This is a genomic window from Pseudovibrio sp. Alg231-02 (genome assembly GCF_900143565.1).
Lineage (GTDB): Bacteria > Pseudomonadota > Alphaproteobacteria > Rhizobiales > Stappiaceae > Pseudovibrio.
The window spans coordinates 338,078-357,353 of record NZ_FREX01000005.1 but is presented as its reverse complement, the minus strand read 5'-3'; the positions used below and the strand labels follow the sequence as shown (position 1 = coordinate 357,353).

The 19,276-nt window shown below is 53.7% G+C and carries 20 protein-coding genes; 17 read left to right on the top strand and 3 right to left on the bottom strand.

Annotation, left to right across the window (positions count from 1 at the left end; translation table 11 throughout):
* The first annotated feature begins 32 nt into the window (after nt 1–32).
* Entirely contained in the window at nt 33–446 is a 414-nt protein-coding gene (locus DHN43_RS16000) for a hypothetical protein (RefSeq protein WP_063291817.1), read from the top strand.
* Between the two features lie 75 nt (nt 447–521).
* Here the strand turns inward: DHN43_RS16000 and hppD are convergent, their stop codons facing one another.
* Nucleotides 522–1,634, bottom strand: coding sequence for a 4-hydroxyphenylpyruvate dioxygenase (gene hppD, locus DHN43_RS15995; protein WP_108819245.1), 1,113 nt, complete (start codon nt 1,632–1,634; stop codon nt 522–524).
* A 135-nt stretch (nt 1,635–1,769) separates the two neighbouring features.
* Here hppD and DHN43_RS15990 point away from each other — a divergent pair, with 135 nt between their 5' ends.
* From DHN43_RS15990 to DHN43_RS15970, 5 genes are all read left to right on the top strand, one after another.
* The gene (locus DHN43_RS15990) at nt 1,770–2,237 is read left to right on the top strand and encodes an Lrp/AsnC family transcriptional regulator (RefSeq protein WP_108819244.1); all 468 of its coding nucleotides are present in this window, start codon (nt 1,770–1,772) and stop codon (nt 2,235–2,237) included.
* A gap of 183 nt (nt 2,238–2,420) precedes the next feature.
* A complete protein-coding gene (locus DHN43_RS15985; RefSeq protein WP_063291814.1) occupies nt 2,421–3,203 on the top strand; it encodes a tellurite resistance TerB family protein in 783 nt (260 codons plus the stop codon).
* A gap of 85 nt (nt 3,204–3,288) precedes the next feature.
* Nucleotides 3,289–3,756: a DUF1203 domain-containing protein gene (locus DHN43_RS15980; RefSeq protein ID WP_108819243.1), complete on the top strand. Its 468-nt coding sequence runs from the start codon at nt 3,289–3,291 to the stop codon at nt 3,754–3,756.
* A gap of 83 nt (nt 3,757–3,839) precedes the next feature.
* Nucleotides 3,840–5,450 carry a GMC family oxidoreductase gene (locus tag DHN43_RS15975; protein WP_108819242.1) on the top strand — a complete coding sequence of 537 codons (1,611 nt, stop codon included), beginning with the start codon at nt 3,840–3,842 and terminating at the stop codon, nt 5,448–5,450.
* Nucleotides 5,451–5,479: 29 nt separating this feature from the next.
* Complete coding sequence (locus tag DHN43_RS15970) at nt 5,480–6,118, top strand: VOC family protein (RefSeq protein WP_108819241.1); 639 nt, start codon at nt 5,480–5,482, stop codon at nt 6,116–6,118.
* A 128-nt stretch (nt 6,119–6,246) separates the two neighbouring features.
* Here the strand turns inward: DHN43_RS15970 and DHN43_RS15965 are convergent, their stop codons facing one another.
* On the bottom strand, nt 6,247–6,933 hold the full coding sequence (locus DHN43_RS15965) for a helix-turn-helix transcriptional regulator (protein ID WP_108819240.1): 687 nt from the start codon (nt 6,931–6,933) through the stop codon (nt 6,247–6,249).
* Nucleotides 6,934–7,077: 144 nt separating this feature from the next.
* Here DHN43_RS15965 and DHN43_RS15960 point away from each other — a divergent pair, with 144 nt between their 5' ends.
* A complete protein-coding gene (locus DHN43_RS15960) occupies nt 7,078–7,566 on the top strand; it encodes a RidA family protein (RefSeq protein ID WP_108819239.1) in 489 nt (162 codons plus the stop codon).
* A 168-nt stretch (nt 7,567–7,734) separates the two neighbouring features.
* Nucleotides 7,735–8,631, top strand: coding sequence for an NAD(P)/FAD-dependent oxidoreductase (locus DHN43_RS15955; RefSeq protein WP_108819238.1), 897 nt, complete (start codon nt 7,735–7,737; stop codon nt 8,629–8,631).
* A gap of 7 nt (nt 8,632–8,638) precedes the next feature.
* Here DHN43_RS15955 and DHN43_RS15950 read toward each other — a convergent pair whose 3' ends face one another.
* Nucleotides 8,639–9,325 (bottom strand): helix-turn-helix transcriptional regulator, encoded by a 687-nt coding sequence (locus DHN43_RS15950; RefSeq protein WP_108819237.1) that lies wholly within the window; start codon nt 9,323–9,325, stop codon nt 8,639–8,641.
* Nucleotides 9,326–9,429: 104 nt separating this feature from the next.
* Here DHN43_RS15950 and DHN43_RS15945 point away from each other — a divergent pair, with 104 nt between their 5' ends.
* The 9 genes from DHN43_RS15945 (at nt 9,430) to DHN43_RS15905 (ending at nt 19,236) form a co-directional block, all read left to right on the top strand.
* Nucleotides 9,430–9,894 carry an SRPBCC family protein gene (locus DHN43_RS15945; protein ID WP_208995448.1) on the top strand — a complete coding sequence of 155 codons (465 nt, stop codon included), beginning with the start codon at nt 9,430–9,432 and terminating at the stop codon, nt 9,892–9,894.
* A 167-nt stretch (nt 9,895–10,061) separates the two neighbouring features.
* The gene (gene modA, locus DHN43_RS15940; protein ID WP_108819235.1) at nt 10,062–10,847 is read left to right on the top strand and encodes a molybdate ABC transporter substrate-binding protein; all 786 of its coding nucleotides are present in this window, start codon (nt 10,062–10,064) and stop codon (nt 10,845–10,847) included.
* Nucleotides 10,844–11,548, top strand: a complete 705-nt coding sequence (modB, locus tag DHN43_RS15935; protein WP_063308292.1) for a molybdate ABC transporter permease subunit — start codon at nt 10,844–10,846, stop codon at nt 11,546–11,548. Before modA ends, modB begins: the two co-directional genes overlap by 4 nt.
* Nucleotides 11,541–12,608, top strand: a complete 1,068-nt coding sequence (gene modC / locus DHN43_RS15930) for a molybdenum ABC transporter ATP-binding protein (RefSeq protein WP_108819234.1) — start codon at nt 11,541–11,543, stop codon at nt 12,606–12,608. The genes modB and modC overlap by 8 nt, the downstream gene beginning before the upstream one ends.
* A gap of 88 nt (nt 12,609–12,696) precedes the next feature.
* Nucleotides 12,697–14,526: a sensor histidine kinase gene (locus DHN43_RS15925; RefSeq protein ID WP_108819233.1), complete on the top strand. Its 1,830-nt coding sequence runs from the start codon at nt 12,697–12,699 to the stop codon at nt 14,524–14,526.
* 1 nt (nt 14,527) lies between these two features.
* Nucleotides 14,528–15,895: a sigma-54-dependent transcriptional regulator gene (locus DHN43_RS15920; RefSeq protein WP_108819232.1), complete on the top strand. Its 1,368-nt coding sequence runs from the start codon at nt 14,528–14,530 to the stop codon at nt 15,893–15,895.
* Between the two features lie 179 nt (nt 15,896–16,074).
* Nucleotides 16,075–17,076 (top strand): DctP family TRAP transporter solute-binding subunit, encoded by a 1,002-nt coding sequence (locus DHN43_RS15915; RefSeq protein ID WP_108819231.1) that lies wholly within the window; start codon nt 16,075–16,077, stop codon nt 17,074–17,076.
* 121 nt (nt 17,077–17,197) lie between these two features.
* On the top strand, nt 17,198–17,830 hold the full coding sequence (locus DHN43_RS15910) for a TRAP transporter small permease (RefSeq protein WP_063290431.1): 633 nt from the start codon (nt 17,198–17,200) through the stop codon (nt 17,828–17,830).
* Nucleotides 17,831–17,835: 5 nt separating this feature from the next.
* The gene (locus DHN43_RS15905) at nt 17,836–19,236 is read left to right on the top strand and encodes a TRAP transporter large permease (protein ID WP_057460816.1); all 1,401 of its coding nucleotides are present in this window, start codon (nt 17,836–17,838) and stop codon (nt 19,234–19,236) included.
* Nucleotides 19,237–19,276 lie beyond the last annotated feature (40 nt).

Below are 19,276 nucleotides of genomic sequence, written 5' to 3'. Positions count from 1 at the left end.
TTGATGTCGTTGAGGTTCGTGTTTGAGGGACTATGCTTCAGTTGGTTAAAATCCTCGTCAGAAGTGTTCTAGCAATAACTATTGTTTCCGGAATTACATTCTACATTCTTGTAAATCATTCCACAGATGCCATGAATCTTACCTGCAAAGGAAAATGGCTGCAGTCTGGCAAAGGTGAAACTCTGTTTGCTGCCTTTGAATTTTATCGACCTTGGATTTTGTGGGCTGAAGCAGATGGAAATGTTAGAGTAGAAACGGCCCAATTCCCATTATCTTCATACTTTTCTGAAGTAAAAACTATCGGACGAGAACCGCTGCGATTGTTTGAAATTACAGATTCTTATCGAGCAGGGATGATCGGAGGGTATCGTGAAGCTAGCAAAGAAATTGCGATAAACTTCTCAAAAGGTCTTACTTTTACGGGGAACTGTCGAGACGGGATTTGATTATCAATCCTACACAAAAAAGACCGAAAGCGCCCCCGTCGCTTTCGGTCTTTTTTCTAGCAGGTGTACTGCTAGTTATTCGGCTGCGTCGTGTTTTATGACGCCGCGTTGGATTTGGTCTTCTTCTATGCTCTCAAAGAGGGCGCGGAAGTTGCCTTCGCCGAAGCCTTCGTCGCCTTTGCGTTGGATGAATTCGAAGAAGATTGGGCCGATGACGGTTTTGGAGAAGATCTGTAGCAGGATCTTGGTCATGCCACCGCCAATGACGCCTTCGCCATCAATGAGGATGCCGTGTTTGGCCATGCGGTCGAGTGGCTCGGTGTGGCCGTGCACACGCTCGGCGCTGCGGTCGTAATAGGTCTGTGGTGGGCCAGGCATGAACTTGAGGCCGTCTTCTGCCAGCTTGTCGGTGGCTTCATAGATGTCGTCGGTGCCCACAGCGATGTGCTGGATGCCTTCGCCTTTGTACTTCTTCAGGTACTCTTCGATCTGGCTGGTGTCGTCCTTGGACTCGTTCAGTGGAATGCGGATTTTGCCACATGGGGATGTGATCGCGCGGCTGACGAGGCCGGTGATGCGGCCATCAATGTCGAAGAAGTGGATCTGCTTGAAGTTGAAAAGCTCGCGGTAGAACGTCCACCACTTGTCCATGTTGCCGCGATAGACGTTGTGGGTCAGGTGGTCGAGGTAATAGAAGCTCTTGCCCGTTGGCTTGGGGTCTGCTTCGCCCAGCCAGTCGAACTCTTCTGAGTACGCAGAGCCTTTGTCGCCGTACTTATCGATGAAATAGAGCAGGGAGCCGCCGATGCCTTTGATTGCGGGTGCATCAAGGGTTTTGTCGGAGCCGGTGTAAGGCTCTGCGCCGCGACTGACCGCATGCTCAAAGGTCTGCTGTGCATCCACAACGCGCCATGCCATGGACGGGGCGCATGGGCCGTGCTCGTCAATGAAGCGGGAGGCGAAGCTGTTCGGCTCTGCGTTGAGGATGTAGTTCACATCGCCCTGACGGTAGAGCGTGATGTTTTTGCTCTTATGCTTTGCGACAGGTGCAAAGCCCATGCGGCGGAAGAGGACATCCAGCTTTTCCGGCTCTGGGTGGGCAAATTCAACGAACTCGAAGCCGTCGGTGCCAGCAGGGTTTTCTGCTGTAATCTCAGCTGGTCCTGCATCATGCGGAAATGGGCCCATTTGTTCCTCCTCAAACAAGGCAATTGCAATTTGGAACTATTCTGAAATATCTGTGGCGCGACAGGTTTGCATTCTTACGTAAAATCACGCAGTATATGCACAAATTGTGCGTCATATATTGATTTGGTGCGAATGATGATTGAGTTAGACCAGTTTGACCTTAAGTTACTTGCAGCGCTGCAAGAAGACGCCAGCCAGACCAATCAGGAGTTGGGGGAGGTGATTCACCTTTCTGCCTCGCAGGTTTCGCGTCGGCGGACACGGTTGGAGCAGGAGCGGGTGATCCGTCGCTATAAGGCTGATCTTTCGCCGGAGTATCTGGGGCTGGATGTGATGGCGTTTGTTGGTGTGGCACTGGCTACGCACAACAAGGAGAACTCCAGGTTGTTTCGTGATCTGGTGCGGACCATCCCCAGCGTGCAGGAAGCCTACGCTATGACGGGGGACATGGATTACATGCTCAAGATCCGGGTGAAAGATCTGAAGGCCTTGAGTGAGGTGATCAACAATGATCTGCTGCCTCATGAGGCGGTGCAGAATGTGCGCAGCTCCATCGCTATGGATACGCTGAGGGACGACAACCATTTGCCGCTTGGGCAGTAGATTAACTGATGCGTACTCTAATCCGAAAACCGGTGTCCACTTTTCGGGAGTACGCTGTCAAACATTACAATTTTGTCAGGTTGTGTTTTTGCGGGATGGGGCATCTTGAAGTGAAAACTTCGGGTTCCCATCTCCATAGAGATTTGACGGGTAACGTCCAAAAGCAAAGGGATAGGTTTACAGATGTTCGACAGCAAGGCACTTCTTGATCAGTTCTTAGGTTCCAACGGTGGCAATCAGGCCCGTGGTGCTTTGGACAAAGGGCAGTCGTACATCAAAAACAATGCCGGCGGACTTGCTGGCGGTGCCGTTGCTGGTGGATTGGCCGGATACCTTCTTGGCAGCAAGAAGGGCAAGAAGCTTGGCAAAAAGGCCGTGAAATACGGTGGCATGGCGCTGGTTGGTGGCCTTGCCTACAAAGCATTCCAGACATGGCAAGACGGTAAGAACAATGGCGGCGGCGGTGCAGCTGCGCCTCATGGTTCTGCGCAGACGCAAGCTCAGGCTCAGGCGGCTCCCGCAACTGTTGTGCCTGTGCCGGAACCGCTCGCCCTGCCGGACCCGACTGGCACTGCGTTTGACCCGGATGTAGGGAATGGTGATGCCAAAGAGTTTGCTATGGCGCTGATCGTTGCGATGATCCAGGCGGCCAAAGCGGATGGCACTGTGGACGGTGATGAGATGCAGCGCATCTTTGAAAAGCTGGATGAGCTGGGTCTGGGTGCTGAAGAAAAAGCGTTCGTGTTGGATGAGATGCGTGCGCCGCTGGACATTGACCGTGTGGTGGCATTTGCGACCTGTCCGGAAACGGCTGCTGAGATTTACACCGCATCGCGTCTTGCGATTGACCCGAACCTACCTGCTGAGCAGGCCTATCTGATGATGCTTGCCGCACGGCTGGAGCTGGATAGCGGTTTGGTTACGGAGTTGGACAAGGCGATTGCGGCGGCTCAAGCGCAGGCCTGAATGCGCTGATATTTGAATTGCTCGCAAATCGGGTGGTTACGGTTTGCGGAAGGCCATAGGTTGCTCCCAACTTGAGGAGTGACCTATGGCTTTTTTTATTTCCGGATTGAAATCCAACGAGTTTGATGTGCTGAACGGCCTGAGCGAAGAGCAGCTGGCAGAGCGCAATGTGGTTGTTTATGTGGCTGATGAGAAGCCGGGCTTTCCGTGCCGTGTCACACTGGATGATGCCGAGGTTGGGGAGCGGGTGTTTTTGCTGAACTATGCCTACCAGCCAAATGACACGCCCTACAAAGCATCCCATGCGATTTTTGTGCGCGAGAATGCAGTGGATGCAATGCCCTTTGAGAATGAGGTTCCGGTGTCTCTGTCCTCGCGGTTGTTGTCACTGCGCGGGTTTGATGCAAACCACATGATGATTGAAGCGAATATCGCGCAAGGTGACGACATCAAACCGATGCTGGAGGGCTTCTTTGAGAACTCGGATGTCTCTTATATTCAAATGCATTATGCACGGCGCGGGTGCTTTGCAGCGGTGGCTCATCGTGGGTGATCTAAACATATCTTACTAGTGCAAACCTCCCGCTCAGTTTCTATCCTAGGCAGCATCGAGACTTAGGGCTTGGGAGGGCCGGTATGCGCGCATTGGGAACCTGGGATTACATCGTGGTTGGGGCTGGCTCAGCGGGCTGTGTTGTTGCAAACCGACTTTCTCAGGACCCGGATGTAAAGGTGCTGCTGCTGGAAGCTGGTGGGAACGATAAGCATCCGTGGGTGCATATCCCTGTTGGCTATCTGTACTGCATGGGTAATCCGCGTATGGACTGGGGTTTCCAGACCGAGGCCGAACCGGGGTTGAATGGCCGCAAGCTGAACTATCCGCGCGGCAAACTGCTGGGTGGGTGCTCTTCCATCAACGGCATGCTGTATTTGCGCGGACAGGCGCAGGATTATGACAACTGGCGCCAACTGGGTCTGACTGGCTGGGGCTGGGATGATGTGCTGCCGTACTTCCTGAAGTCAGAGGATCATTATGCCGGATCTTCCAAGGTGCATGGGGAAGGCGGAGAATGGCGCGTTGAAGAGCAGCGTTTGTCGTGGCCGATCCTTGACCGTTTCCGTGATGCTTGCGAGGAAGTGGGCATTCCGAAAATTGACGACTTCAACGGTGGTGACAACTTCGGCTCCTCCTATTTTCAGGTGAACCAGCGCAAGGGCGTGCGTTGGAGTACGTCCAAGGGGTTTTTGAAGCCTGCTGAGAACAGGGGAAACCTGAAGGTTCTGACGAATGCACAGGCGACTGCGCTCGTGTTTGGCGGGCGCCGCGCGACTGGTGTTTGCATGATGGTGAACGGCGAAATGACTTCTGCTGCCTGTACAGGAGAGATTATCCTGAGTGCAGGGGCCATTGGATCGCCGCAAATTCTGGAATTGTCCGGCATTGGGTCTGGTGAGCGATTGACCCAGCATGGCATCGATATGGTGCTGGATCAGCCTCAGGTTGGCGAGAACCTGCAGGACCATCTGCAGATCCGCAGCATCTATAAGGTTCAAAACACTGTTACACTGAACCAGCGAGCCAACTCGTTGATTGGCAAGGCGAAGATAGCGGCTGAGTATGCGCTGAGCCGGTCTGGCCCAATGTCCATGGCACCCAGTCAGCTTGGGGTGTTTACGCGCTCTGACAGCTCTTATGAAACGCCGAATATCGAGTATCACATTCAGCCGTTGTCGCTGGATAAGTTTGGCGATCCGCTACACGAGTTTCCGGCGATTACTGCGAGTGTTTGTAACTTGCGACCAGAGTCTCGCGGTAGTGTTCATATCGGGTCTGGCAATGCAATTGCACATCCAAAGATCCAGCCAAACTATCTTTCTGCCGAGAGTGACCGACGTGTGGCGGCAGACAGTTTGCGCCTGACACGGACAATCATGGAAACCAGGGCGATGGCCGAGTTTTCGCCGGAGGAGTACCTACCAGGTGCGCATGTCGTTAGTGATGAAGACCTTGCCATTGCAGCGGGGGACATCGGCACCACCATCTTCCATCCTGTGGGGACGTGTTCCATGGGGGCTGTGGTTGATGAGCGGCTGAAGGTGAAAGGCGTTGAGGGCCTGCGCGTCGTTGACGCTTCCATTATGCCTCGCATCGTCTCCGGCAACACCAATTCTCCGACAATTATGATTGCGGAGAAGGCATCGGATATGATCCGTGAGGACCGGAAAAACGCGGTGGTTGCCTGTTAGAAAGTTCACTGGAATGGAGATGTCTGGATTTGTTGAAACTTGACCACATAACTGTCATTGCACCAACCTTGAAGGAGGGGGTGTCCCATGTTCGGAGTTGTCTTGATCTGGATATACCGTTTGGGACGCGCCACACCTATATGGGGACGCATAATCACAGGCTTCAGCTTGGAGAGAGTGTTTATCTGGAGATCGTTGCGCTTGATCCGAATGGAGTTAAGCCGAACCGGGCGCGATGGTTTGGCCTTGATGATCAGGAAAAAGTGCGAGCGGACTGGGAGGAAGGACGACGTCTTCGGGGCTGGGTCGCAAGTTCGGAAGATATCGGCGGAATTTCATCCAAATACACTGGGATTTTTGGTGATGAAGTTTCGCTTCCTTTTGTCGATCCTGAATTTGCATTTTCGATCCCCAAGGATGGTTCCCTGCCGCTAGATGGGGCTTTGCCTTCGCTGATTGACCACCGGGGCGTGCCAACTTCCATGTCGGAAATTCCAGATATGGGTGCACGACTGCAAGGTCTGACAGTAGAGCATTCTGATCCAACTGAGATCGAAAGGCTCTACAACGAATTTGCCTTAGACCGTCCACCGTTGGTCACTGAAGGACCAAAAGTGCGTTATCGGGCGCAAATCGAGACGTCTACTGGTGTTAAAGAGCTGAGTTAGCAAACAAAGGAGAAGCTGCCGGTGTTTTGGTCTCCATTGGTTTTGTGCAGTGGGAGAGATCAGCCCCAAGGTGTAAGGACCAGAAAAATGTGGCGGCGGCTTAGATGTGGTCTGACTGGGCCCTGTGGTTACTCGCATTCTTTTTCGCGCTCGAAGTAATCGCGCAGCAAGCCTACTCGTTTGGGGCGGAAGGATTCTTCCAGGAAATCGACTGACTGGATCCGGTCCAGCCGGAACATGCGGAAATCTTCTCGTAAACAACACCAAGAGATCAGAGCCTGCACTTCGCTGAAGAAGTAGATGGTGAGCGGCCAGACTTTGCGTTTTGACAGGCGGTCTTTCAGGTCCAGATAATTCAGAGACACCGCTTGCTCATTCCAGATTGCTTCGCGAAGACCGGGGAAGTCTGCCTCAGATGTGGGCGTGTTGCGCAAGATGTGGCTGCCGACGGTTGCATGCCGCAATCGCTGGCGCATGCTTTGCGGAAGGCTTGCTTCCAACTTCACCAAAGCATTTTGTGCTGCATACGTGAATTCTATGTTGCCGAGTTTGGCGACGGTATGCAGGCCAAGAGCCAACGCCTCCACCTCATCAGCTTCAAAATGCATAGGCGGCAATGAGGGGTCTTCTGTCAGCGTAAAGCCAAAGCCTGCTTCCCCATCAATGATTGCGCCAGAGGACCGAAGGCTTTGAATGTCTCGGTAGATGCTGCGCTGGGAGACTTCTATTTCCAAAGCCAGCCTTGATGCCGTCACTGGTGAGGGCAATCGCCGCAAGACTTGCATCAGGCGAATTAGGCGGTCAGAGCGGCTCACGAACAGTCTCCAGTTTCAACATGTCTACGCATGAGTGAGTTTAAGTATAACCATGCTGACAAGAGTTGTCAGGAGCTCTTTCGTATTTAGGTGCAGCACAGAGCTAACACATCAAGTTCCAGGAAACTGGCCATGGAGACGGGCATGTCGCACCTAAAGAATATTTTTGTAATTGGAGGAATCCTCGCAATGTCTACTAGTTTTTCAACCAGCACTTCAGCCGCTGAAACTGCGGATAAACTTAGTATCGTCAATCCCCAGAGCCTTTATGATCCATCTGCCCATGGCTACAGCGTATCCGTGGTTGCGCCAGCTGGTGCACGGGTTGCTTATGTTTCCGGGCAAGGTGGGGCTGACGACAAAGGCGCTTATTCGCCAGAGTTTTCGGTACAGGTTAAACAGGCTTATGCCAATTTGAAAAAGGTGCTTGATGCGCTTGATGCCACGCCAGCTCAGGTTGCCAAGCTCACCGTTTATGTGGTTGACCATGATCCATCGAAGCTTGGCGTGCTGACGCAGAATGTTATGGAGATGTTTGGAGAAACGCTGCCGGCACAAACGCTGGTTCCTGTTCCTAGACTGGCAATTGACCCGATGCTGTTTGAAGTGGAAGCGGTTGTTATTCTTCCATAGTTTTTGTCAGGCACGCGTTTCCTTTGGGATGCGTGAGCAACTGCGATGAAGCCCTTTTTTTCCTCGCAAAGCAGTCCCTAGCTGAAGCGTTTAATGATGCCTTTGCAGAAGTTGAGGCATCATTGCCGGAGCCGAGGAACCGAACGCCAGCAGTAAAGGTCTCTGAGCATGCATGATGTGATTGTGGTTGGGGGGAGTTATGCCGGAATGGCGGCTGCTTTGCAGCTGGTGCGGACTCGCAGGTCTGTTCTGGTGATTGATGCTGGTGAGAGGCGAAATCGATTTGCCGAGCATGCCTATGGCTTTTTTGGGCAAGATGGTGTGCCGCCTGATGAGATTTGGAGGCAGGCGCAGCGGCAGCTTGAGGCTTATCCTAATCTGAGCTGGCATCACGGAACGGTTCAGGAGTTTTCTGGTGAGATTGGTGCGTTTTGCGTGCGCACGGACAAAGGCGAGGCTTTCACTGCACATCGGATTTTGATTGCAACGGGAGTTCGTGATGAACTGCCCGATATTCCGGGTTTGGCAGAGCGGTGGGGCAAGTCAGTTTTGCATTGCCCGTATTGCCATGGTTATGAGTTGAACAATGAGCCAATCGCTGTGATTGCCTTTAATCCCGTCTCACTGCATCAAGCTGAGATTATGCCGGAATGGGGGGCGACGACCTTCTTCACGAATGGTGCGTCTTCACTGGAAGATGAGCAACGCGCACATCTGCTTCGTAGAGGCGTTACTCTCAACGATATTGAGATCAGCCGTATTGAGGGCACTGCCGATATTGTGCTTGAGGATGGCCGTAAACTTGAGTTTTCTGCCATCTTCGTTGTCTCCAATACGTATCCGTCTAACTCACTTGCTCAGTCTGCTGGCTGTGCGTTGGAGGACCATTCCATGGGGCAACAGCTTGTGACCTCTGAGTTCAAGGAGACCACCGTTCGCGGTGTTTTTGCCTGTGGTGACGTCGCCCGTGTGCCGCACTCCGTCTCATTTGCTGTTGGGGATGGTGTTTGGGCCGGAATGCAGGTGCACCGGTCATTGATCGATCCGCAGATGTCGAGCGTCTGAGTGAAGCTTAGTGTTTTGACGCCATTGCTTCTTCCCAGCCCTTGATGAGAGCCTTGCGGCGTCCAGGGTATTTGTCGGGTTGAACTTCCATGGAGTGAACCCTGTCTGTTCGAAAATGCCGGTAATCCTCTCTGGTTTCGCACCAGGCTACGATGTAACGGGCTTTGTTCAGATAGGCGATGAGCAGAGGCCAGATGATGCGCGTGGTTGGTTTATCGCTGCCGTCCTTATAGGTGAGTTGCAGCTTGGTGCGGTCTCGAATAGCGCGCCGCAGGATGACACCATCGAACCGCTCATCGGGGGCTGGTGTTGTTGCGATGGGTTTGAGGCCAGCATCCAAAATTATCGGGCGCAGCTCTGGTGGTACGGCAGCAGATAGTTTGGCCACTAAATCTCTTGCAGAGCGCGCAAGGGCTGGGTCTGCTTGTGTTGCGACCCATGCGGCTCCAAGAGCGGCTGCTTCCAACTCATCTGCTGTCAGCATCAAAGGTGGCATGTCGTAGCCATCATCCAGCACATAGCCGGTTCCGGCTTCTCCGGTGATGGGCACCCGCTGGGCCATGAGCTCTGCCATGTCACGGTACAACGTGCGTAGAGAGATTTCGAGTTCGTCTGCAAGAGCACGCCCCGTCACAGGAGACCGGCTTGACCGCAAAATCTGGATGATGTGGAAAAGGCGGTCCGTACGACGCATTGTGGGCTCCTGCTGTCATGCTGCTGCCATAACGGTGTCAGCAGCGCCACTGTATCAATGGTTCAGCACCAAGCAAGATGTCTGAGATGATTGAGGAGAAACCGATGATACGCTGCGAAAGAACGATGGTGATTGATGCCAGTCCGGAAGCAATTTGGAATGTGATTGGCAGGTACATGGACCTTGATGAGTTTGCCCCCCTTGTGAAGTCTGTTGAGGCGTTGACCGAAGGGGCTGATGGCGTTGGTTCTGCGCGGCGTTGCCACTTTGATAATGGCACCTTCCTCGACGAGGAAGTGATGGAATGGGAGCCTAATCGCAGAATGCGGGTGCGTCTCTCTTCTATGGAGGCTTTACCGCTGAAAGAAGCGCAAGCGGAGATTTGCATCAAGCCTTATGCCGGCGGGAAATCACAGATTATCTGGTATCTGGAGTATCGTATGAAGTACGGGGCGTTGGGGTGGTTGTTGGGCCAAACGCTCGTGAAAAGCGGAACGGGTAAGGTTATTGATGGCAACCTGAAAGGACTTGCCGAGAAGGTGAAATCCCCCCGTGCAATCGCGGCGTAAAGTATTGGGCGTATCTTATTTTAGAAACCGGATTCCAGTTTCTCGAGATTCGCTTCAGAAAGAAAGGTGCTTGACGAAACCCACGTGGGCCTTGATATGAGTCAGTGGTTCGGGTGGGTTAGGTCCTTATAGTTCAAGCCGGACTCGCGAAATGGAGTATTCTGGCTGTGACTGGTTTCTGGCGTTTTCTTTCTGCTGCTGCTGTAAGCTTCGCGCTGGTTGTTGGCGGTGGGGCTGGCTCGTTTGCGCAGGAGCCGGAGCGTATTCTGGTGTTTGCAGCCTCTAGCCTGAAGGATGTGCTGGAAGATGCCGGTGCGCAGTTTGATCAGTCTCACAACACCAAGACCGAGTTTTCCTTTGGTGGTTCGCAGACCATAACACGCCATGTTGTTGCCGGTGCGCCTGCTGATTTGCTGGTGACAGCGGATGATGCGTGGATGGCGTATGCGGTGAAGAATGGCGTGCTGACGGAGGGCAGTGTTGTGGAGCTGGCCTCTAACGGGCTTGTGCTGGTTGGCTCTGAAATGCTGGGCGCTGAAGAGGTTGAGCTGAAGCCGGAAGCGTTGCAAGCTGCATTGGCGGATGGGCGTTTGGCTATGGGGGAGCCTGAGACAGTGCCTGCCGGGCGCTATGGCAAAGAGGCGCTGATTAATCTCGGTTTGTGGGAGAGTGTTGCTCAGCGTGTGGCGCCGATGGAGAATGTACGCATTGCTCTGGCCGCTGCTGCGCGGGGGGAAGTGCCTTTGGCGCTGGTGTATTCTTCTGACGCAAAAGTGGAGCAAGGTGTGCGGGTGCTTGCGGAAATACCGCAGGACAGTCATCGTGCTATTGTGATTCCGGGAGCCTTGACCTTAGCGCACTCCAAGAGTAGCGGAGAGTTCATGGCGTTTTTGAAGAGTGCTGAGGGGCGCAAGATCTTTCAGGCTCATGGTTTCAAAGTGAGCGGCGATTGAGCTTTTATCTGACGGATGCAGAATGGGCAGCTATCCAGCTGTCGCTGCAGGTTGCGAGCCTTGCAATTGCGATTGCGCTGCCGCCTGCGGTTCTGCTCGGCTATGCACTCGCGCGCTGGAAGTTTCCCGGTTATACGCTGGTGAATGCCTTGGTGCATTTGCCCATTGTGCTGCCGCCTGTGGTGACAGGTTATGTGCTGCTGGTGCTGTTTGGGCGGCAAGGCATGCTGGGCAGCTTTTTTGCGGATGTTTTCGGCATTGTGTTTGCCTTCCGCTGGACAGGGGCCGCGCTGGCGGCTGGGATCATGGCGTTTCCGCTGATCATCCGTCCGGTAAAGCTTTCCTTTGAGCTGTCAGATGGCCAGCTGGAAGAAGCGGCGCATTCGCTGGGCACGTCTCGACTTAAAACCTTTTTGCTGATTACGCTGCCATTGGCGTTGCCGGGAATTTTGAGTGGAGCGATCCTTGGATTTGCCAAGGCTATGGGTGAATTTGGGGCGACGATCACGTTTGTTTCCAACATTCCCGGAGAGACACGGACGCTGTCACTTGCGCTTTATACCGAGATGCAGAGCCTTTCCGGTGATGCGGGAGCGATCCGTCTGACGGTGATTGCGGTTGTGGTTTCCATCGGTGCTTTGGTGTTCTCCGAGGTGATCTCGCGGCGGCTTTCCCGCAAGTTGGGAGGTCAGCATGATTGAGGTTGATGTTGCCAGCCGGTTGGGTGATTTCTCGCTTTCCGCCAAGTTTGCGGTGAACAGCGGGATAACGGCAATCTTCGGCAAGTCCGGTGCTGGCAAGTCCTCGTTGATCCGCATGATTGCGGGCTTGAGCGCTCCGGATAGTGGACGCATTGCGCTGGGCGAGCGTGTTGTGTTTGATCGGGCAGCTTCCATCAACATGCCAATTCAGCAGCGCGGTGTGGGCATGGTGTTTCAGGATTCCCGCCTGTTTCCGCATATGAATGTGGAGCGGAACCTGCTCTATAGCCAATGGGCAGCGGGGCGTAAGTCTGCTGTCAGTCTGGGTGAAATTGCAGAGCTGCTGGGGATTGCTCATTTGCTGAAGCGGCGGCCTCATGGGCTTTCCGGCGGCGAAAAGCAGCGTGTGGCGATTGGGCGGGCGTTGCTTTCCAATCCGCAGCTGCTTGTGCTGGATGAGCCGCTGGCATCGCTGGATGCTTCGCGTAAAGCGGAGATCCTGCCGTATCTTCTTAAGCTGAAGAACGAGTTCGGCATTCCGATGCTGTATGTGAGCCATAGCCTTGGTGAGATTGAACAACTGGCGGATACGCTGGTGCTGCTGGACGCTGGCAATGTGGTTGCGCATGGACCGATTGCGCAGATGCTGAGCAATCTGGAACTGCCGCAGTTGGCGAGTGGGCCGGACGCAGGCTCGCTGCTGTTTGCCACGCTGAACCATTATGATGAGCAATGGCAGATCACTGAATTTGGTTTGGAAGGACAGACATTGCAGCTTCCGGGGCAGTTGGGGAACGTGGGGCAGGATGTGCGTGTTCGCATCAAGGCCAAGGATGTTGCTCTTGCGTGTAAAGCGCCAGATGAAGCTTCCATCCGCAATGTGCTTTCTGTCGTGATTGAAGGCATCACGGAGACCTCCGGCCCATATGCCGAGGTGGACTGCCGTGTTGGAGAGCAGCATTTACGGGCGCGCCTGACACGCCATTCTGTGCATGAGTTGCAGCTGGCTGCCGGACAACAGGTATTTGCTTTGATCAAAAGTGTTGCGCTAGACCAGTGAACGAACACGGGTTACACCGTAAGTGATTAAGCGCATTTGGTGATGTCTCGGGAGGCATCACGACTATATTCAAAACCGGACAAGCGACGTGAACAGGACAAGCAGATCTGAGCGATGGCAGCGGGTCTCCAGTGTTGCACTGGTGACGTTTGCTGTGTTTGCGCTTGTGGTGGCCTGGGTTGCGATGCAGTTGAGCAGCCAGTTTTATCTGGCAGACTTGCAAACGCGTGGGCAGGCGACTTTGTCTGTGCAGGCGGCAGGGCTTGAGAAGTACCTCGATAAATATCGCTTGCTGCCACCGTTGTTGGCGCGGCGCTCTGACATCGTACAGATCCTTGCCAATGATGAACATGAGCGCGGGCAGAATGTTGCCAAGGTAATTGCAGGGATGTCTGGTGCGCAGGAGGTCTGGTTCCAGAAGCCTGACGGCCAGATTGTTGCGTCCAACCTGATCGACAACGCCAGTATGGCGGAACAGGGCATGTCCTCTTATGCGGATGCGTTGCAAGCTGCGCGGCAGGGGCGTCTTGGGCGGCAATTGGTTCTTTCCCGCAGTGGCGGACCAGCCAGCTATGTGTTCATCGCTCCGGTTCGGCAAGGGGAGCAGGACTACGGCTTTATTGCGGTTCGTGTAAGCCTTGAAGGGGTTGAGCAATCCTGGGCGCTTTCAAAGGATCGCCTTGTTGCAGTGGATCAGAACGGCATTGTGGTTGCCACCAACCAATCCAGTTGGCGCGGAGAGCGGTTGTTTGCACAGCGTACAACGCGACGCGGACGTGTGTCTGCTACTCTCAATGGGGTGATTGAGCAGCGCTGGTATGATCTGGATTTCCAGCTTGTGCGATTAAGCCCGCCTTTCAACAAACCCAACTTCCAGATGATTGAGCAGGAGCTGCCTGTGCTGAACTGGAAGGTGGTGTTGTTTGCCGATACCTCTCAGGTTCGACAGCAGTCCATCTGGGCGGCGCTGGTGGCTTTGCTGCTGTGTGTTGTGAGTGGTGGTCTGTTCTGGATGGCGGGTGAGCGGCGACGCCGGTTGCTGGAACGTATCCGGCAGGACAAGGTTTATGCAGCGCGGCTGGAAGAGCGCGTGCATGAACGTACCCGTGAGCTTTCCACCATGAATGCTTTGCTGGCACAGGAAGTGAAAGAACGTGAGGCTGCAGAAAAAGGCTTGCAACAGGCGCAGGCCAGTCTGGTGCAGTCTGCCAAACTGGCAACACTGGGCGAAATGTCTGCCGCGCTTTCTCACGAGTTCAATCAGCCGCTGGGTGCGATCCGCACGCACTCCGAAAACGCGCAGGTGTTGATTGAGACGGGTAAGTCAGACCGCGCACTGAAGAGCCTGGGCAAGATTGTTGCCATGGTGGAGCGGATGGCGGCGATCAGTCAGATCCTGAAAGGGTTCACCCGTAAAGCGGGACGTGACCTTGTTCCGGTGAAGGTTTCTGCCGTTGTTGGTGAAGTGCTGATGCTGACGGGACCACGCTGCAAGCAGATGGGCGTGCACACTGAGGTGTTGCAGGACGACAAATCCATTGAGGTTCTGGCTGGGCAGGTTCGTCTTGCGCAGGTGCTGATGAACCTGATGAGCAATGCGCTGGATGCCATGAAAGCGCAGGCTGAACCATGCATCCGGATTTCGGTTTCTCATCATGAGCAGCAGGTGGTCATTCGCTTTGAAGACAATGGACCAGGTGTGCCAGAGGATGTTGTTGCGAGCATTTTTGATCCGTTCTTCACCACAAAGGATGTGGGTGAAGGATTGGGGCTTGGCCTTTCCATTGCCTATAAGATAATCGAGGATCTGGAAGGGCAGTTGCGCTATGAGCAGTCTGAGCTTGGCGGCGCATGCTTTGTGATTGTGCTGAAGGATGCCTCGGAGACTTCCGGCGATCTTGAGGAAGAAGAAGTTTAGTATGGACGTATGGGCAATCGATAAAGCCACCATTCTTCTGGTCGATGACGACGAAGATATGCGTGAAGCGCTGGTGGAAGGGCTAGAACTGGCCGACTATCACGTGGTGTCGTTTTCTCGCGCTGAAGAAGCGTTGGAGCACATCACGCATGAGTTCTATGGCGTTCTGGTCAGCGATATCCGTATGCCCAAGATGGGCGGCTTTGATCTGATGAAAGCTGCCTTCGAGATCGACAGTGCGTTGCCTGTGGTGCTGATTACGGGCCATGGTGATGTACCGCTGGCGGTGGAAGCCATGCGGGCCGGGGCCTATGATTTCAAAGAGAAGCCGTTTCCGGTTAGTGGGCTGGTTGCCGTTGTGGAGCGTGGGCTGGAAAAGCGCCGTTTGACGCTGGAAAACCGCGTGCTGCGTGAGGAGCTGGGCAAGCTCTCAGGTCTGGAAGAGCGCATTGTTGGCAAATCCCCGTCCATGGAAGAGCTGCGGAGTACGATTACCGCGCTGTCTGGCACGGATGCGGATGTGCTTATTCTGGGTGAGACAGGTTCTGGTAAAGAGGTTGTTGCGCGTGCTTTGCATGAGGAAGGCCTGCGTAAAGATGGACCGTTTGTGGCGCTGAACTGCGGAGCGCTGCCTGCTGATATCATCGAGAGTGAGTTGTTTGGGCATGAGAAGGGCGCCTTTACCGGTGCAAGTGGCTTGCGGATTGGCAAGCTGGAGCATGCGCATGGCGGGACGGTGTTTCTGGATGAGATTGAGTCCATGCCGCTCGACTTGCAGGTGAAGTTGCTGCGAGTTTTTGAGACGCGGACGATTGAGCGTCTTGGGTCGAACAAATCCATTCCGCTGGACCTGCGTTTTGTGGCAGCGACCAAAGAAGATCTAGAAGCGGCCTCCAACCAAGGGCGGTTCCGGAAGGATTTGTTTTACCGCCTTAACGTGATCACGCTGGCTATTCCGCCGCTGCGAGAACGGCTGGAGGATATTCCGGTGCTGTTCCATTACCTCACCCGTGGGGCTCGTGCGCGTTACCGGAAAGAAGTGCCGGAGATTTCGAGGGAGTTTCTCGGTGAACTGATGCAGCGGGAATGGCCAGGCAACGTGCGTGAACTGCGCAACGTGGCAGACCGGTTTGTGCTGGGGCTGGAAGGGCAGCCGAAAGCCGCTGGTGCGGCGGCGGCTGTTGCGGGCCCGCAGAGTGGTACGCTTGCTGAGCGCGTAAGTACCTATGAACGCGATATTATTGCTGCCGAGCTTGAGAAGAACGACGGCAAGATTAAGCCGACGTATGAAGCGCTGTCCGTCTCCCGCAAGGCGCTTTATGAGAAGATGAAGAAGTATGGGCTTGGGAAGGATGAGATTGGTGAATAGAAATGTGTCGAATTCGACACATTTTTGAGTAGTCAATGTTACTTATTCGTAACAAATGCAATTTGAATAATTAGGTAGATATCCGTAAGTAGCTGAAAATACTAATAGTATTAAAACTGGCACGCAGATTGCTTTTGGTATCGTGAGGAGCTTCGCTCCGTTCCATCTGGGAGGATACTATGAAGAAATTGGTTACTGCTGCCACAGTTGCAGCTGGCATGTTCACCGCTACTCAAGCCGTTGCTGCTGAAGCGTGTGATCCGGGTGAAGTTGTTATCAAGTTCAGTCACGTTGTGTCTGCGACCGGCCACCCAAAGGGTGACTTTGCGACTGCATTGGCAGAGCGTATCAACACTGAGATGAATGGTAAGGCCTGTATGCAGGTTTTCCCAAGCTCCCAGCTGTTTGATGATGACAAAGTGATGGAAGCTCTGCTGCTCGGCGACGTTCAGATCGCTGCGCCTTCTCTTGCTAAGTTCGAAGCTTACACACTCAAGTACCGTGTGTTTGACCTCCCGTTCCTGTTCTCCGACATGGATGCAGTGAACAACTTCACACAGGGTGAAAAGGGTCAGGAACTGCTGGGCGCGATGTCTGACATCGGCTTTGTTGGTCTCGGCTATGTTTACAACGGCATCAAGCACTTCTCCGCCAACAAGCCTTTGCTGACACCTGCTGATGCTACTGGCCTGAAGTTCCGCGTTCAGACCTCTGACGTTGCTGTTGCGATGATTGAAGCAATGGAAGCAAACGCGCAGAAGCTTGCGTTTAAAGAAGTATACGGCGCACTGCAGACCGGTGTTGTTGATGGTCAGGAAAACACCTGGTCCAACATCTACACCAAGAAGTTCTTTGAAGTTCAGGACGGTATTACAGAAACCAGCCACCAGCTGCTGTCTTACCTTGCTGTGACCTCTCAGGAATGGCTTGATAGCCTTGATCCAGAAGTTCGCGACCAGTTCATCACTATCTTCACCGAAGTGACCAACGATGCGAACGCTCGCTCTTCCGCTATCAACGAAGCGAACAAGCAGAAGATCATTGAATCTGGTGTAGAAGTTCGCAGTTTGACACCTGAGCAGCGTCAGCAGTGGGTTGATGTGATGAAGCCTGTATGGGGCAAGTTTGCTGATGACATCGGTCAGGATGTGATCGACGCTGCCGTCGCAGCAAACAACTAATCCAATACATCTTGATAGGTCTGTCCGGCTATTGGTCGGGCAGACCCTGAAAAACCACAATGGTTTCTTTCTCCGTGCCGCAACACACTGAGAAATGAGAGTGCTGTTGGGGGAGGGCGCTTTGTCTCGACTAAATAAAATAATAGATGCTTTCGAAGAAGGCTTTATCGCCACCATCCTTGCGGTGATGACGCTGGTCACCTTCTGGCAGGTCGTCATGCGGTACGGCTTTAACTCGGGTTGGGGTGGCGCGCTACAGTTCACCCGCGTGCTGTTTGCATGGCTTATTCTTTTCGGCATGAGCTATGGCCTGAAAATTGGCTCGCACCTTGGCGTTGATGCTTTCATCCGCCTGTTTCCGAAACCGGTCTTCCGCACCTTCGGGCTGATTGGTGCGCTGGTGACGCTGCTGTATGCGGCGCTGTTGTTTGATGCAGACTGGTTTGGCTGGTTGCTTGGGCTTGATAACCGCGGGTCTTCCGGCGGTGCATTTGATTACGTTGCCAAGTACTACAAGCTTCCAATCGGCATGGAAGATCTGAAGTTTCCTGAGTGGTATCAGGAGATGTTTGGTGTGAAAGAGCGTGTTCCACGGTGGTGGGGCTATGTCATCTTGCCAATCGGACTTGCCCTTCTGGCTTTCCGGTCGCTGCAAATGTGCTGGTTCATTCTGACTGGCCAACGCGACACAATGATTGCCGCGCACGAAGCTGAAGAGCTCGTTGAAGAAAACAAAGACGTGCTGAAGGACTAAGCCCAATGGAAACCGCTGTTCTCTTTTTGCTGCTCTTTGGGCTGCTTCTTATCGGGGCACCAATCGCGATTGCGCTTGGTTTGTCTTCCGTTCTCTACATCGCATTGTTCTCACATGACTCCATGAGCTCTGTAACCATTCAGATGTTCAATGCGTCGCAGAACTTTACACTGCTCGCGATCCCGTTCTTCATTCTGGCTTCCAGCTTCATGTCCACTGGTGGGGTTGCCCGTCGTATTGTGAACTTTGCCGTGGCAACTGTTGGCTGGGTGCGTGGTGGTCTGGCTATGGCTGGCGTGCTGGCCTGTATGATCTTTGCTGCGCTTTCTGGTTCGTCTCCAGCGACTGTGGTTGCGATTGGTACCATCGCGATTGCTGCGATGCGTCAGGCTGGTTACTCCAAGGAATTTGCTGCAGGCATCATCGCCAATGCTGGTACGCTGGGAATTCTGATCCCGCCTTCCATTGTGATGGTTGTTTATGCAGCTGCAACCAACGTTTCTGTTGGGCGCATGTTCCTGGCGGGTGTTATTCCGGGCATTGTTGCTGGTCTGATGCTGATGGTGACGATCTACATCATCGCGCGTAAGAAAAACCTGCCTGCGCAACCGTTCCCAAGCATCAGGGTGCTGTGGTCCACGTTTGCTGAAGCTGCGTTTGGTATGTTCCTGATTGTGATCATCCTTGGCGGTATTTACGCAGGTGTGTTTACACCAACAGAAGCTGCGGCTGTGGCAGCTGTGTATGCGTGCCTGATTGCTCTGTTCATCTATCGTGATATGGGGCCGCTGAAGGACAAGAAATGGCGTAAGTCTGGTGAAGGACTGCTTGAGGCAATTGTCCGTAATATTGGATTGAGTGTTCTTTACTTCTTCCCTGCCTTCTTCCACCGGGATACCCGCAAGGTGCTGGTTGAGAGTAGCAAGACCACGATTATGTTGATGTTCATCATCGTGAATGCGCTGCTCTTTGCTCACACACTCACTGCTGAGCGTATCCCGCAGGTCATTACCGACTGGATGTTAGGTGCGGGTTTCAACTGGTTCACCTTCCTGATTGCCGTCAATATTATCCTGCTGATTGGTGGTCAGTTCATGGAACCATCCGGTCTGCTGTTGATTGTGGCACCTGTGGTGTTCCCGATTGCTGTGGAGTTGGGCGTTGATCCAATTCACCTGGGTATCATCATGGTGGTGAACATGGAGATCGGCATGATTACACCGCCGATCGGGCTGAACCTGTTTGTGACCTCGGGCATAACGGGCATGAGTCTGGTGCAGGTGGTGCGTGCCGCTGCACCGTTTGTGATGGTTCTGCTGGTGTTCCTGGTATTGGTTACGTACTTGCCATGGCTCTCCACGGCGCTGCCGACCTATATGATGGGGCCAGAGGTTATCGTCAGGTAGCTGGCACCAAGATATGTTTTGAAAGGCCGGGGCATTTGCT

Excerpts from the sequence above, each read along its gene's own strand:
- DHN43_RS15920 (WP_108819232.1), top strand. The coding sequence starts at position 14,528 with ATGGACGTATGGGCAATCGATAAAGCCACCATTCTTCTGGTCGATGAC.
- modC (WP_108819234.1), top strand. The coding sequence starts at position 11,541 with ATGATTGAGGTTGATGTTGCCAGCCGGTTGGGTGATTTCTCGCTTTCC.
- DHN43_RS15990 (WP_108819244.1), top strand. The coding sequence starts at position 1,770 with ATGATTGAGTTAGACCAGTTTGACCTTAAGTTACTTGCAGCGCTGCAA.
- DHN43_RS15985 (WP_063291814.1), top strand. The coding sequence starts at position 2,421 with ATGTTCGACAGCAAGGCACTTCTTGATCAGTTCTTAGGTTCCAACGGT.
- DHN43_RS15980 (WP_108819243.1), top strand. The coding sequence starts at position 3,289 with ATGGCTTTTTTTATTTCCGGATTGAAATCCAACGAGTTTGATGTGCTG.
- hppD (WP_108819245.1), bottom strand. The coding sequence starts at position 1,634 with ATGGGCCCATTTCCGCATGATGCAGGACCAGCTGAGATTACAGCAGAA.
- DHN43_RS15950 (WP_108819237.1), bottom strand. The coding sequence starts at position 9,325 with ATGCGTCGTACGGACCGCCTTTTCCACATCATCCAGATTTTGCGGTCA.
- DHN43_RS15960 (WP_108819239.1), top strand. The coding sequence starts at position 7,078 with ATGTCGCACCTAAAGAATATTTTTGTAATTGGAGGAATCCTCGCAATG.
- DHN43_RS16000 (WP_063291817.1), top strand. The coding sequence starts at position 33 with ATGCTTCAGTTGGTTAAAATCCTCGTCAGAAGTGTTCTAGCAATAACT.
- DHN43_RS15905 (WP_057460816.1), top strand. The coding sequence starts at position 17,836 with ATGGAAACCGCTGTTCTCTTTTTGCTGCTCTTTGGGCTGCTTCTTATC.
- DHN43_RS15915 (WP_108819231.1), top strand. The coding sequence starts at position 16,075 with ATGAAGAAATTGGTTACTGCTGCCACAGTTGCAGCTGGCATGTTCACC.
- DHN43_RS15945 (WP_208995448.1), top strand. The coding sequence starts at position 9,430 with ATGATACGCTGCGAAAGAACGATGGTGATTGATGCCAGTCCGGAAGCA.
- DHN43_RS15975 (WP_108819242.1), top strand. The coding sequence starts at position 3,840 with ATGCGCGCATTGGGAACCTGGGATTACATCGTGGTTGGGGCTGGCTCA.
- DHN43_RS15955 (WP_108819238.1), top strand. The coding sequence starts at position 7,735 with ATGCATGATGTGATTGTGGTTGGGGGGAGTTATGCCGGAATGGCGGCT.